This window comes from Streptomyces sp. CB00455 (assembly GCF_001905445.1).
Taxonomy (GTDB): domain Bacteria; phylum Actinomycetota; class Actinomycetes; order Streptomycetales; family Streptomycetaceae; genus Streptomyces.
On the sequence record NZ_LIVQ01000003.1, the window covers coordinates 400,618 to 414,313 of the forward strand.

Consider the following 13,696-nt stretch of genomic DNA (forward strand, 5'->3'; position numbering starts at 1 on the left):
AGGAGCAACTGAAACCATGCCGGTTTCCGTAACCCTGCCGGCGCTCGGAGAGAGCGTGTCCGAGGGCACTGTCACCCGTTGGCTGAAGGCCGAGGGCGAGCGAGTCGAGGCCGACGAGCCGCTGCTCGAGGTGTCGACCGACAAGGTCGACACCGAGATCCCGTCTCCCGCCTCCGGCATCCTGGCCTCCATCAAGGTCGCCGAGGACGAGACCGTCGAGGTCGGCGCCGAGCTGGCCGTCATCGACGACGGCTCCGGCACGCCGGCGCCTGCCGCCGAGGCGCCCGCCGCCGAGGCCGCCCCCGCCGCCGAGGCCCCCGCGGCTCCGGAGGCCCCGCAGGCCACCCCGTCCACCGAGGCCGAGGCTCCGGCCCCCGCCCCGACGGCCGAGGCGGCCACCGGCGGCGGCTCCGCGGAGGGCACCGACGTCGTGCTCCCCGCGCTGGGCGAGTCCGTCACCGAGGGCACCGTCACCCGCTGGCTGAAGCAGGTCGGCGAGTCGGTCGAGGCCGACGAGCCGCTGCTGGAGGTCTCGACCGACAAGGTCGACACCGAGATCCCCGCGCCGGTCGGCGGCACCCTGCTGGAGATCCTGGTCGGCGAGGACGAGACCGCCGAGGTCGGCGCCCGTCTGGCCGTCATCGGCGTGGCCGGTGCCGCCCCCGCGGCCGCTCCGGCTCCCGCCGCCCCGGCTCCGGCCGAGGCTCCCGCCGCCCCGGCTCCGGCTCCGGTCCAGGCCGAGACTCCCGCCGCCCCAGCTCCGGCTCCGGTCCAGGCCGCCGCCCCCGCGGCTCCGGCTCCGGCTCCGGTCCAGGCCGAAGCCCCCGCCGCCGCCCCGGCTCCGGCTGCGGTCCAGGCCGAAGCTCCCGCCGCCGCTCCGGCTCCGGTCCAGGCCGCCGCCCCCGTGGCCGCGCCGGCTCCGGCCGCAGCCCCCTCCGCCCCGGCACCCGCCGGCGACGAGGGCGCGTACGTGACCCCGCTGGTGCGCAAGCTCGCCACGGAGTCCAACGTCGACCTGTCGCAGGTCTCGGGCACCGGTGTCGGTGGCCGCATCCGCAAGCAGGACGTCCTGGCCGCCGCCGAGGCCGCCAAGGCCGCCGCCGCTCCGGCTCCGGCTCCGGCCGCCGCTCCGGCCGCGAAGGCCCCGGCCGCCGCGGTCTCCGAGCTGCGCGGTCAGACGGTCAAGATGACCCGCATGCGCAAGGTCATCGGCGACAACATGATGAAGGCCCTGCACTCGCAGGCGCAGCTCAGCTCCGTGGTCGAGGTGGACATCACCAAGATCATGAAGCTGCGCGAGAAGGCCAAGGCCGGCTTCCTCGCCCGAGAGGGCGTCAAGCTGTCCCCGATGCCGTTCTTCGTCAAGGCCGCGGCCCAGGCGCTGAAGGCCCACGCGGTCGTCAACGCCCGGATCAACGAGGACGAGGGCACGATCACCTACTTCGACTCGGAGAACATCGGCATCGCCGTGGACTCCGAGAAGGGCCTGATGACCCCGGTCATCAAGGGTGCCGGCGACCTCAACCTGGCGGGCATCTCCAAGGCCACCGCCGACCTGGCCGCCAAGGTCCGCGGCAACAAGATCACGCCGGACGAGCTGTCGGGCGCGACCTTCACCATCAGCAACACCGGCTCGCGCGGTGCGCTGTTCGACACGGTCATCGTGCCGCCGAACCAGGTCGCCATCCTGGGCATCGGTGCCACGGTCAAGCGCCCGGTGGTCATCGAGACCGCCGAGGGCACCAACATCGGCATCCGCGACATGACGTACCTGACCCTGTCCTACGACCACCGCCTGGTGGACGGCGCGGACGCGGCCCGCTACCTCTCCGCCGTCAAGGCGATCCTGGAGGCAGGCGAGTTCGAGGTCGAGCTCGGCCTGTAAGCGGCCGGCTTGTAACGAGCCTCACCGTCGGCGCCCCCGTCCGGGATACTTCCGGGCGGGGGCGCCGCCGTATTGTCTACGCATCAGGCCCCGCACGTCCCTGCACGCCCCCCAGGAGATGAAGCCCCGATGATCACCCCACCCGTCGTGCACTCGCTGCGCGAGCAGATCCGCGAGCACATCGTGGAGGGGATCGTCAGCGGGCGCTGGAAGCCCGGAGAGCGGATCGTCGAGCGCCGGATCGCCGTGGAGCTGGAGGTCAGCCAGACCCCGGTGCGCGAGGCCCTGCGCGAGCTGGAGACCCTGCGGCTGATCGAGTCGGCGCCCAACAAGGGCGTGCGCGTACGGAACCTCTCGGCGACGGACCTGGAGGAGATCTACCCGGTCCGGGCCGGCCTGGAGCAGATCGCCGCCGAGCTGGCCGCGCCCCGGCTGGCGGCCGACTGCACGGCGCTGGAGCCGCACGTCGCCGCGCTGTGGGAGGCGGACCGCAGCGAGGACGGCACGGCCCAGGTGCGCCACACGGTGGGCTTCCACCGGGAGCTGGTGCGGGCGGCCGGCAACAGCGTGCTGCTGCACACCTGGGAGAGCCTGGGTATCGAGGTGTTCACGGCCCTGTCGATCCGGTGGCTCGGGACCGTCCAGAAGTCCTACGCGGAGGAGCACGAGGCCCTGGTCGCGGCCTTCCGCAGCCAGGATCCCGACATCGGCGTGCTGGTGAAGCGGCATGTCCTGGGGTGCGCCCCGCGGGCCTGATCGCCCGCCGCGGAGCGCCGTTCGTCCCGATTCGACCGGCACCGCGTGCCTTGTTTCCTGGCACGCGGTGCCGACTTTTGTCGTATGGACGTTTCTTTGTCACTTTTATTTGATCGATCATCGATCAGGGATTTACAGTCGTCGCGGACCGCACCCCGGTCCCGCCCTGTCCTGCCCGTCAGGGATCTTCTTCACCACCTCTCCTTTGTCCGGAAGGCGGCGCACACCGATGTCCGACCCCGTAGGAAAGCTTCCGAGCGAGCTCGACCAGCTCCCGGACCGCGACACCGAGGAGACCGCCGAATGGGCGGCCTCCCTCGACGCCGTCGCACAGGCCGCCGGTACGCGCCGCGCCGAATACCTGCTCCGCCGCACGCTCCAGCACGCCGAGGCCGCCGGCCTCGCCCTGCCGAAGCTGCTGGAGACGGACTACGTCAACACCATCCCCACCGCCGCGGAGCCTCAGTTCCCCGGCGACATGGAGATGGAAGCCAGGATCACCGCCTGGAACCGCTGGAACGCGGCCGCCATGGTGACCCGCGGCTCCAAGTACGGCGTCGGCGGCCACATCGCCACCTTCGCCTCGGCTGCCTGGCTCTACGAGACCGGCTTCCAGCACTTCTTCCGCGGGAAGGAGACCGACGGGTCGGGCGACCAGCTCTACATCCAGGGCCACGCCTCCCCCGGCATCTACGCCCGCGCCTTCCTCGACGGCCGGATCTCCGAGCAGCAGCTCGACAACTTCCGCCAGGAGTCCGGCGGCAACGGCCTGCCGTCCTACCCCCACCCGCGGCGCCTGCCCTGGCTGTGGGAGTTCCCCACGGTCTCCATGGGCCTCGGCCCGCTCTCCGCGATCTACCAGGCGCGCTTCAACCGCTACCTGCACAACCGCGGCATCAAGGACACCGCGGGCTCGCACGTGTGGGCCTTCCTGGGCGACGGCGAGATGGACGAGCCCGAGTCGACGGCCGCCCTGGCCCTCGCCTCGCGCGAACAGCTCGACAACCTGACCTTCGTCATCAACTGCAACCTCCAGCGACTCGACGGTCCGGTCCGCGCGAACTTCCGCGTGGTGCAGGAGCTGGAGGCCCAGTTCCGCGGCGCCGGCTGGAACGTCATCAAGTCGCTGTGGGGATCCGCCTGGGACGAGCTGTTCCAGCTCGACACCACGGGCGCGCTGGTACGGCGTCTGCGCGAGGTACCGGACGCGCAGTTCCAGACGTACGCGACCCGCGACGTGGCGTACATCCGCCGGCACTTCTTCGGCGCGAACGCCGAGCTCACGCAGCTGGCGGCCGTCCTGTCCGACGCGAAGATCGCCGAGTGCTTCCACAGCTCCCGCGGCGGCCACGAGCCCCGCAAGGTCTACGCCGCGTACAAGGCCGCCCTGGAGCACCAGGGCGCGCCGACGGTCATCCTGGCGCAGACCGTCAAGGGCTACACGCTGGGCGCCGGGTTCGAGTCGAAGAACGCGAACCACCAGATGAAGAAGCTGACGGTCGACGAGTTCAAGGACATGCGCGACCGCCTCGGCCTCCCGATCCCGGACAGCGCCTTCGCCGACGGCCAGGTCCCGTATGGCCACCCCGGTGCGAACAGCCCCGAGGTCCAGTACCTGAACGAGCGCCGCGCGGCGCTCGGCGGCCCCGCCCCGGCCCGCAAGGTCAAGCACGTGGCCCTGCCGGCTCCGGCCGAGCGCTCCTTCGCCCCGCTGCTCAAGGGTTCCGGCAAGCAGGAGATGGCCACCACCATGGCCTTCGTCCGGCTCGTCAAGGACCTGATGCGGGACAAGGAGACCGGCAGGCGCTGGGTGCCGATCGTCCCCGACGAGGCCCGTACCTTCGGCATGGAGTCCCTCTTCCCGTCGGCCGGCATCTACTCCCCGCTGGGCCAGACCTACGAGCCGGTCGACCGCGACCAGCTCATGTACTACAAGGAAGCCAAGGACGGCCAGATCCTCAACGAGGGGATCACCGAGGCCGGGGCCATGGCCGACTTCATCGCCGCCTGCACGTCCTACGCGACGCACGGCGAGCCGATGATCCCCTTCTACATCTTCTACTCGATGTTCGGCTGGCAGCGCACCGCCGACCAGATGTGGCAGCTCGCCGACCAGCTCGGCAAGGGCTTCATCGTCGGCGCCACCGCCGGCCGCACCACGCTGACCGGTGAGGGCCTCCAGCACGCGGACGGCCACTCGCACCTGATCGCGTCCACGAACCCGGCGTCGCTCAACTACGACCCGGCCTTCGCGTACGAGATCGCGGTGATCGTCAAGGACGGTCTGCGCCGCATGTACGGCGAGCAGCCGGAAGACGTCTTCTACTACCTGACGGTCTACAACGAGCCCAAGGTGCAGCCCGCGATGCCCGAGGGCGTCGAGGAAGGCATCCTCAGGGGCCTGTACCGCTTCAACACGGCGGCGGACCTCGCGGAGGCGGCCCCGGCCGCCGACGCCCCGAAGGTGCAGCTGATGGCTTCCGGCACGGCGATCCACTGGGTGCTGGAGGCGCAGAAGCTCCTCGCCGCCGACTGGAACGTCGCCGCCGACGTCTGGTCCGCCACTTCCTGGGGCGAGCTGCGGCGCGACGCGCTGGAGTGCGACGAGGCGCTGCTGCGCGGCGAGGTGCGCACCCCGTACGTGACCCGCGCGCTGGAGGGCGTCACGAGCCCGGTCCTCGCCGTCTCCGACTGGATGCGCCAGGTCCCGGACCAGATCAGCCAGTGGGTCGAGCAGGACTGGACCTCGCTGGGTACGGACGGCTTCGGCCTGTCCGACACCCGTGAGGGCGCCCGCCGCCACTTCGGTGTCGACGCCCCGTCGATCGTCGTGGCCGCGCTGGCCCAGCTCGCCCGCCGCGGCGAGGTTCCGGCGTCCAGCGTCAAGGAGGCACGGGAGCGCTACGGCCTCTGAGCCGCGTGTGTCGTGCGACCGTGAGGCGGTCCGCCCCTTCGGGGGCGGGCCGCCTCACCGCGTGGTGGAAGGGGGCCCGGGCGGACGGCCGGCCGGGGAGGGGGCGAACGGCGGGGCGCGCGGCGGATGCGGCCACGCGGGGGGCGGACACCGGCCTTTCGCGGTAGGCGCGGTGGCGGCGCGGGGGCGGACCCGTGATGCTGGAGCGGTGATGGACGAGACGGAGTTCTGGGAGATCGTCGACCGTACCCGCGAGGCCGCCGACGGCGACCCCGAGGAGCACGCCGAGCTGCTCGTGGAGCGGTTGGCGCAGCTCGATCCGGACTCCGTCCTGGACTTCGCCCGGCACTTCGAGTCGCGGTACAACCGGGCGTACACCTGGGACCTGTGGGGCGCCGCCTGGGTGCTGCTGGACGGGGCCAGCGACGACGCCTTCGACTACTTCCGCTGCTGGCTGATCGGCCAGGGCCGGGAGGTCTTCGAGGGCGCCGTGCACGATCCGGACCATCTGGCGGAGCTGCTGGGCGACTTCGACGAGGAGCTCGACGGGGACGGCGAGGAGCTGGGATACGCGGCCGACGAGGCGTACGAGCAGCTGACCGGGTCGGTGGCGCCGGATCTGGGCGTCCCGTTGCAGGCGGCGGAACCGGAGGGCACCCCGCTGGACTTCGAGAACGAAGCGGTGCTCGCGGAGCGCTTCCCCCGGCTCTGGGACCGCTTCAGGGGCTGAGCCCGTCAGTAGTGGGTGCCGCCGTCGATGCGGATCTCCGTGCCCGTGATGAAGGCGCCGTCCTCGGAGCCCAGCATGGCGACGACGCCGGCCACGGTCTCGGGGCCGGCGAAGCCCTGGCCGAGCGCGGGGGCCAGTTTGGTGAAGAGCGACCAGTCGGTGTCCTCGGGCAGACCGGGGCCGCCTCCGGTGGTCATGCCGCTCTCGATGGAGCCGGGAGCGACGGAGACGAAGCGCAGGCCCTGCTTGCTGTACTCGGCGGCCAGCGCGTGGGTCATGGACTGGATGCCGCCCTTGCTGGCCGCGTAGGCGGACATGTAGGGGTGGGCGAAGGACGCCGAGGTGGAGCTGAAGTTCACGACGACGGGCCGGTCGCCCGCCAGCAGGGCCGGCAGCGCTTCACGGATCATCAGGAAGGTGCCCGTCAGGTTGACCCCGATGACCTTGTTCCACAGGTCGAGCGTGGTGCGGTGGGTGTGCGCGGAGCGCAGGATGCCCGCGGCGTTGACCAGGACGTCGATCCCGCCGAGCGCCTCCACGGCGGCGGCCACGCCGTCCGTGACCGCGTTCTCGTCGGATATGTCGAGGACGGCGGTGGTGAGGCGGCCCGCGGCCCCCTGCCCGGCCACCGCGGGCGGGTGCCCGTGCCCGGCCGCCTGGTCGGCGGTGCCCTTGAGGCCGGTTTCGCTGACGTCCACCGCGTGGACGCGGCCGCCCTCGGCGAGGATGCGGTGCACGGTGGCCCGGCCGATGCCGGAGCCGCCGCCGGTGATGAGGACGCGGCGTCCTTCGTAACGGTTCATGCGGCGAGCGTACCGAAGCCGTGGCACGTTTTGCCAGAGTGGCTCTTATTGTCAGTGACAGGTTCTCGGGGAGTACGCTTCACCCGTGAGATCCCCCCGCCCCTACGCCCCTCAGGCCGCTTCCGGAGCGCAGTCGCTCACCGAGCGCCGCAAGGCCGCCACCCAGCTCGACATCGCGCGGGCGGCCTGCGAGCTGTTCGCCGAGCGCGGCCCGGACGGCACCACGGCCGAGGACATCGCCCACCGGGCGGGGGTGGCGCTGCGCACGTTCTACCGCTATTTCCGCAGCAAGCAGGACGCGGTGGCCCCCTTGCTGGCGGGCGGCGGGGACGCCTGGCGGGCGCTGCTCGCCGAGGAGGATCCCGGCACGCCGCCGGCCGAGGCGCTGGAGCGGGCGGTCACCCGGTCCCTGAGCGGCACACAGGCGGTCGCGGAGGGCCTGGAGGTGACGCGCGGCCTGCTGCGCGCGGCGGCGGACGACGAGGCCCTGAGGGCGGTCTGGTACCGCGTGAACCAGGAATCGGAGGAGCGGCTGGTCCCGGTGCTCGCCCGGCTGGCCGGGCCGGACGCCGACCCCTTGGGCGTCCGCCTCCTGGCCGCCGCGGCGACGGACGCGATCCGGATCGCCCTGGAGCTGTGGTCGGCCACCGACGGCCCGGTCGCGGGGCCCGGCTCACCCGCCGAACTCGCGGTGCGCTGCCTGCGCGAGCTGACCGGCGCGATGCCCCTGCTCCGCTGACGGGCAGCGGTGCAGGGGCATCGGTTGGGGGTGCGCTCGGTGCGCTCGGAGCTCAGTGGTGCCAGCTGCCCCAGTCGGCGTCGTTGTTCCACCCGCGGTCGTGGTCCCAGCCGCCGTCGCCGCCACGGCCGTGGTGCCAGTTGCCGCCGTGCCAGTTGTCGTTGTTCCAGTCGTCGTCGTCCCAGCTCGCGTTGTGCCAGCGAGCGTGGTGGTGGCCGCTGTCGCTCCAGCCCGAGTCGTGGCCACACCCGTCGTTCGCCGAGGCACTGGCGAGGGGCATCAGACCGAGTGTCGCTCCGGCAGCTCCGGCGATGAGTACTCCGACGATCCTACGGCGCATTTCCATGCACCTCCGCACATGTCTCGCTTATCCGGCATTTAGGTCTCTTCCACCCTCACTCGGTACGGGCGGGCTGTCAAAAGCAGAAGGCCCCTCTCGGCTCTCCGAAGAGAGCCGAGAGGGGCCTTCACCAGGCGCGACCGGCGCGACCCGTTTTTTTTACAGGTCGAAGTACATCTCGAACTCGTGCGGGTGCGGACGCAGGGCGATCGGGGCGATCTCGTGCGTGCGCTTGTAGTCGATCCAGGTCTCGATCAGGTCGGGGGTGAAGACACCACCGGCGAGGAGGTACTCGTGGTCCTCCTCCAGGGCCTTGAGGACCGCGTCCAGGCTGGTCGGGACCTGCGGGACGCTCGCGTGCTCGTCGGGCGAGAGCTCGTAGAGGTCCTTGTCGATCGGCTCCATCGGCTCGATCTTGTTCTTGATGCCGTCGAGGCCGGCCAGCAGGAGGGCCGAGAACGCCAGGTACGGGTTGGACGACGGGTCCGGGGCGCGGAACTCGACGCGCTTGGCCTTCGGGTTCGAGCCCGTGATCGGGATGCGCATCGCGGCGGAGCGGTTGCGCTGCGAGTACACCATGTTGACCGGCGCCTCGAAGCCGGGCACCAGGCGGTGGTAGGAGTTCACCGTCGGGTTGGTGAACGCCAGCAGCGACGGGGCGTGCTTGAGGATGCCGCCGATGTAGTAGCGCGCGGTGTCCGACAGGCCCGCGTAACCGGCCTCGTCGTAGAACAGCGGGTCGCCGTTCGCCCAGAGCGACTGGTGCACGTGCATGCCCGAGCCGTTGTCACCGAAGATGGGCTTCGGCATGAAGGTCGCGGTCTTGCCGTTGCGCCAGGCGACGTTCTTCACGACGTACTTGAAGAGCATCAGGTCGTCGGCCGCGGCGAGCAGCGTGTTGAACTTGTAGTTGATCTCGGCCTGGCCGCCGGTGCCGACCTCGTGGTGCTGGCGCTCGACCTGCAGCCCCTGGGCGTCGAGCTCCAGGGAGATCTCGGCGCGCAGGTCGGCGAAGTGGTCGACCGGTGCTACGGGGAAGTAACCACCCTTGTAGCGGACCTTGTAACCGCGGTTGTTCTCCTCGGAACCGGTGTTCCAGGCGCCGGCCTCGGAGTCGATGTGGTAGAAGCTCTCGTTCGCGGTGGTCGCGAAGCGCACGCTGTCGAACACGTAGAACTCGGCCTCGGGGCCGAAGTACGCGGTGTCGGCGATGCCGGTGGAGGCGAGGTACGCCTCGGCCTTCTTCGCGATGTTGCGCGGGTCGCGGCTGTAGGCCTCACCCGTGATCGGGTCGTGGATGAAGAAGTTGATGTTGAGCGTCTTGTCCTTGCGGAACGGGTCCAGGCGCGCGGTGGTGATGTCGGCGCGCAGCGCCATGTCGGACTCGTGGATCGCCTGGAAGCCGCGGATGGAAGAGCCGTCGAAGGCGAGCTCCTCCGCCGGGTCGAATGCCCGAGCCGGGATGGTGAAGTGCTGCATCACACCAGGCAGGTCACAGAAGCGGACGTCGACGAACTTGACGTCGTTCTCCTCGATGTACTGCTTCACTTCGTCGGCGTTCTGGAACATCCAACTCCTCCTACTCCCGGTCCCCGGGGGAGGGACGGGCTTTGTAGCTCGTGGCGCGTCAGTGCGGTGCCGCACGCTGACCCGACCATAAGCAGACGGGATTTCTCAAGCATGACCCATTTGTTTCGCACAAGTTAACCAGGGTCCCGGCCGGAGGCCGTGAGGCACCACGGGTACCGTGGTCGGGTGGACAACAGGCAAGCAATCGGATCCTGGCTTTCCGGCCCCCGCGCGGCCGCCGAGGAGATGGGCGTCGACTTCGGCCATCCGGGCGCGCGCCTCGGGCTGCCGCAGCACGGGCCCGGCTCGGTGGCGCGGTTCGGCCGCCGGCTCGCGGCCATCGCGATCGACTGGGCCGCCTGTCTGCTCATCGCGTACGGCCTGATCACGGGCGGTGACGTGGCCGGTGCCCGCAGCTGGACGCTGTGGGTCTTCCTGGCGCTGAGCATCCTGACGGTCGGCACCGTGGGCTTCACCCCCGGCAAGCGGATCGTGGGACTCCGGGTGATCGCGGAGGACGGCGGCCGCCTCGGCACCGCCCGCGTGGTGCTGCGCACCGTGCTGCTGGCCCTGGTCGTCCCGGCGCTGATCTGGGACCGGGACGGCCGCGGTCTGCACGACCGGCTCGCCCGCGCCGTTCAGGTCCGCATCTAGCCGTACGGACGACGCCGGGCACCCCGGACGAGGGACGACACAGGGGCGCCCCTGTGTCGTATACGGAGATCGGCCGGACGGTCAGCGCATCTTGCCGCCGCGCGGCATCCGCATGCCCTTGGGCATCGGGCCCTTCGGCAGCGGCATGTTGCTCATGAGGTCACCCATGGCCCGCAGCTTGTCGTTGACCTGGGTGATCTGGGGGCCGGCCAGTACGCGCGGCAGCTTGAGCAGCGTCGTGCGCACCTTCTTGAGCGGCACCTCGCCCTCGCCCGTGCCGACGATGAAGTCGTGGACCGGCACGTCCGGCATGATCCGGGCCAGCTTCTTCTTCTCGTTCGCGAGCAGCGGCTTCACGCGGTTCGGGTTGCCCTCGGCGATCAGCACGACGCCGGCCTTGCCCACGGCCCGGTGGACGATGTCCTGCTGCCGGGTCATCGCGACGGCCGGGGTGGTCGTCCAGCCCCGTCCCACGTTGTCCAGTACGGCCGCGGCAGCGCCCGGCTGCCCCTCCATCTGCCCGAAGGCAGCCCGCTCGGCCCGTCGTCCGAAGACGATCGCCATCGCGAGGAACGCCACCAGGAGGCCCAGGATGCCCAGGTAGACCGGGTGGCCGATCAGGAAGCCGATCGCAAGAAAGACACCGAAGGTGACGATTCCCACGCCCGCGACGATCAGACCGACCTTCGGGTCGGCCTTGCGCGTCATCTTGTACGTCAGGGCGATCTGCTTCAGTCGCCCGGGGTTCGCAGCAGTCTCTGCGTTTGACTTCCTCGCCATACAGCGAAGTTTACGTGGCCCGAGGGGTCCGGGTCGCCGCGGCCTCAAGTACGTGTTCGGTTTCGACGCGGTCCTGGGCCCTGCGGCGGTCCTCCAGCACCGCGGTCCAGGCGTTGCGGCGAGCGCCGCTCATGAGCAGCGACTCGAAGCCCCGGAAGGCGTCGGAGAAGGTCGGGATGGCGATGGCGCGTACGGGCGCGGCCTGCATGATGTCGATCCCTTTCACGGAACTACGTCGGCAGTGCGGTAGCGGTGCGTGGATCCAGCGTCACTCAACGGTGTTACCAGCGCATGACCGGTCGGTCAAATGTGATGGACACGTTGTACACACTGACGCGGCCCGCCGGGCTCTTCCTCGAAAGAGCCTAGGGGCCGCGCCGATGTCGTGTTACTCAGTGGTAAGACTTTGTGCGTGACTTCACACAGTCCACCGCGTAGCGCGCGTCACACCGAGCCGGCAGGCCGGCGCGCGCCGCGTCGCCGTGCCGGGCGGGTTCCGCTCACGCCCCGGCTCGGCTCCGCTTCTCCATCGCCTGCTGGTAGAGGCGGCCCGCACGGTAGGAGGACCGGACCAGCGGGCCGGACATCACACCGGAGTAGCCGATCTCCTCGGCCTCCTTCGCCAGCTCGACGAACTCGGCCGGCTTCACCCAGCGCTCGACGGGGTGGTGCCGCGGCGAGGGCCTCAGGTACTGGGTGATGGTGATGAGCTCGCAGCCGGCCTCGTGCAGGTCCTTCAGGGCCTGGGTGACCTCCTCGCGCTCCTCACCCATGCCGAGGATCAGGTTCGACTTGGTGACCAGGCCGTAGGCGCGCGCCTTGGTGATCACGTCGAGGGACCGCTCGTAGCGGAAGCCGGGCCGGATCCGCTTGAAGATCCGCGGCACCGTCTCGACGTTGTGCGCGAAGACCTCGGGGCGGGAGGCGAAGACCTCCTCCAGCAGCTCCGGGACCGCGTTGAAGTCGGGGGCCAGCAGCTCGACCTTGGTGTGGCCGCTCTCGCGGCCCGCCGTCTGCTGGTGGATCTGGCGCACGGTCTCCGCGTACAGCCAGGCGCCGCCGTCGGCCAGGTCGTCGCGGGCGACGCCGGTGATGGTGGCGTAGTTGAGGTCCATGGTGACGACGGACTCGCCGACGCGGCGGGGCTCGTCCCGGTCCAGGGCCTCGGGCTTGCCGGTGTCGATCTGGCAGAAGTCACAGCGCCGGGTGCACTGGTCGCCGCCGATGAGGAAGGTGGCCTCGCGGTCCTCCCAGCATTCGTAGATGTTCGGGCAGCCGGCTTCCTGGCACACGGTGTGCAGTCCTTCGCCCTTCACCAGGGCCTGCATCTTGGTGTACTCGGGACCCATCTTCGCCCGGGTCTTGATCCACTCGGGCTTGCGCTCGATGGGCGTCTGGGCGTTACGGACCTCCAGGCGCAGCATCTTGCGTCCGTCGGGTGCGACTGCGGACACGACCGGCTCCCTGTGACTTCGATTCTTCGGCGTCCACCAGGGTACGCCCGTAATTTCATACGCTCTTACGTCGGCCAACCTGCGGGCGGCCGGTCCCATTCCCGGGCCGTCAGGAGCCCGCGACGGCCTCGACCTCACGGGGCCTGAGATCCGCGTGCTCCAGTACGTCCTTCAGGTGACGCTCGACGACGGGGAGCACCTCGGCGATGGTGATCTCGCGGCCCAGCTCGTAGGAGAGCGAGGTCACACCCGCGTCCCGGATGCCGCAGGGCACGATCCGGTCGAACCAGGTGTTGTCCGGGTTCACGTTGATCGCGAAGCCGTGCATCGTGACGCCCTTGGCGACGCGGATGCCGATGGCGGCGAGCTTGCGGTCCTCGCGGCGCTGACCGGCGTTGGACGGCGCGTACTCGGGGCCGCCCAGCCGCGCGTCGAATTCCTCGTCGTGCAGTCGCGGGTCGAGGTCGAGGGAGAGCCCGCCGATCACGGGCCGGTCCTCCACCGGGTCACCGAGCACCCAGACGCCGCTGCGGCCCTCGACCCGGGTGGTCTCCAGACCGAAATCGGCGGCGGTGCGGATCAGCGCCTCCTCCAGGCGGCGGACGTGGGCGACCACGTCGACCGGCCGGGGCAGCTTCATGATCGGATAGCCGACCAGCTGGCCGGGCCCGTGCCAGGTGATCTTGCCGCCGCGGTCCACGTCCACGACGGGCGTGCCGTCGAGCGGGCGCTCGCTGGGGTCGGTACGACGGCCCGCGGTGTAGACGGGCAGGTGCTCCACCAGCAGGCAGGTGTCCTCGACCTCGTCCGCGAAACGGGCGGCGTGCACCCTGCGCTGCTCTTCCCAGGCCCGGGTGTACTCGACGGATTCGGGTCCGAAGCCCAGATGGACAAACCCAAGCTCAGCCACCGCAGCGCCTCCTCGTTGAACCTGCTGTGTGCACGTATCGCACCAGCCAAGGGTACGGCGGCCTGCGCGCGCTCCCTCAGGGCCCCGGTCCGCAGGGCGGCGGCGGCCCCGGAGCGGGCGCGGTCCGGGTCCTCGCCGGCGCGTGGCGGCGGGCGGCGGCCG

The 13,696-nt window shown here is 70.7% G+C and carries 13 protein-coding genes; 6 read left to right on the top strand and 7 right to left on the bottom strand.

Features of this window, described 5'->3' with window-relative positions:
- Positions 1–16: 16 nt before the first annotated feature.
- The 4 genes from sucB (at position 17) to AMK16_RS14395 (ending at position 6,285) form a co-directional block, all read left to right on the top strand.
- Positions 17–1,885: a 2-oxoglutarate dehydrogenase, E2 component, dihydrolipoamide succinyltransferase gene (sucB, locus tag AMK16_RS14380; RefSeq protein WP_073914560.1), complete on the top strand. Its 1,869-nt coding sequence runs from the start codon at positions 17–19 to the stop codon at positions 1,883–1,885.
- A gap of 132 nt (positions 1,886–2,017) precedes the next feature.
- A complete protein-coding gene (locus tag AMK16_RS14385) occupies positions 2,018–2,641 on the top strand; it encodes a GntR family transcriptional regulator (protein ID WP_073915998.1) in 624 nt (207 codons plus the stop codon).
- Positions 2,642–2,870: 229 nt separating this feature from the next.
- Positions 2,871–5,555, top strand: a complete 2,685-nt coding sequence (aceE, locus tag AMK16_RS14390; protein ID WP_073914563.1) for a pyruvate dehydrogenase (acetyl-transferring), homodimeric type — start codon at positions 2,871–2,873, stop codon at positions 5,553–5,555.
- A 211-nt stretch (positions 5,556–5,766) separates the two neighbouring features.
- Positions 5,767–6,285, top strand: a complete 519-nt coding sequence (locus AMK16_RS14395; protein ID WP_073914564.1) for a DUF4240 domain-containing protein — start codon at positions 5,767–5,769, stop codon at positions 6,283–6,285.
- A gap of 5 nt (positions 6,286–6,290) precedes the next feature.
- On the opposite strand, the gene AMK16_RS14400 is transcribed toward AMK16_RS14395, so the two are convergent.
- Positions 6,291–7,088, bottom strand: a complete 798-nt coding sequence (locus tag AMK16_RS14400) for an SDR family NAD(P)-dependent oxidoreductase (RefSeq protein ID WP_073914567.1) — start codon at positions 7,086–7,088, stop codon at positions 6,291–6,293.
- An 85-nt stretch (positions 7,089–7,173) separates the two neighbouring features.
- On the opposite strand from AMK16_RS14400, the gene AMK16_RS14405 reads away from it, so the two are divergent.
- Positions 7,174–7,827, top strand: a complete 654-nt coding sequence (locus tag AMK16_RS14405) for a TetR family transcriptional regulator (RefSeq protein WP_073914568.1) — start codon at positions 7,174–7,176, stop codon at positions 7,825–7,827.
- Positions 7,828–7,879: 52 nt separating this feature from the next.
- On the opposite strand, the gene AMK16_RS36215 is transcribed toward AMK16_RS14405, so the two are convergent.
- Together AMK16_RS36215 and glnA are read right to left on the bottom strand one after the other, a co-directional pair.
- Entirely contained in the window at positions 7,880–8,107 is a 228-nt protein-coding gene (locus AMK16_RS36215) for a hypothetical protein (protein WP_073914571.1), read from the bottom strand.
- Between the two features lie 219 nt (positions 8,108–8,326).
- Positions 8,327–9,736 (bottom strand): type I glutamate--ammonia ligase, encoded by a 1,410-nt coding sequence (glnA, locus tag AMK16_RS14415; protein WP_073914572.1) that lies wholly within the window; start codon positions 9,734–9,736, stop codon positions 8,327–8,329.
- Between the two features lie 186 nt (positions 9,737–9,922).
- Here glnA and AMK16_RS14420 point away from each other — a divergent pair, with 186 nt between their 5' ends.
- Positions 9,923–10,390 (top strand): RDD family protein, encoded by a 468-nt coding sequence (locus AMK16_RS14420; RefSeq protein ID WP_073914575.1) that lies wholly within the window; start codon positions 9,923–9,925, stop codon positions 10,388–10,390.
- 81 nt (positions 10,391–10,471) lie between these two features.
- Here AMK16_RS14420 and AMK16_RS14425 read toward each other — a convergent pair whose 3' ends face one another.
- From AMK16_RS14425 to lipB, 4 genes are all read right to left on the bottom strand, one after another.
- Positions 10,472–11,170, bottom strand: a complete 699-nt coding sequence (locus AMK16_RS14425; RefSeq protein WP_073914576.1) for a DUF4191 domain-containing protein — start codon at positions 11,168–11,170, stop codon at positions 10,472–10,474.
- A 10-nt stretch (positions 11,171–11,180) separates the two neighbouring features.
- Positions 11,181–11,378: an SCO2195 family GlnR-regulated protein gene (locus AMK16_RS14430; protein WP_073916000.1), complete on the bottom strand. Its 198-nt coding sequence runs from the start codon at positions 11,376–11,378 to the stop codon at positions 11,181–11,183.
- A gap of 292 nt (positions 11,379–11,670) precedes the next feature.
- Entirely contained in the window at positions 11,671–12,624 is a 954-nt protein-coding gene (lipA, locus tag AMK16_RS14435) for a lipoyl synthase (RefSeq protein WP_073914579.1), read from the bottom strand.
- Positions 12,625–12,733: 109 nt separating this feature from the next.
- Entirely contained in the window at positions 12,734–13,534 is an 801-nt protein-coding gene (gene lipB, locus AMK16_RS14440) for a lipoyl(octanoyl) transferase LipB (protein ID WP_073914580.1), read from the bottom strand.
- Positions 13,535–13,696: the final 162 nt, after the last annotated feature.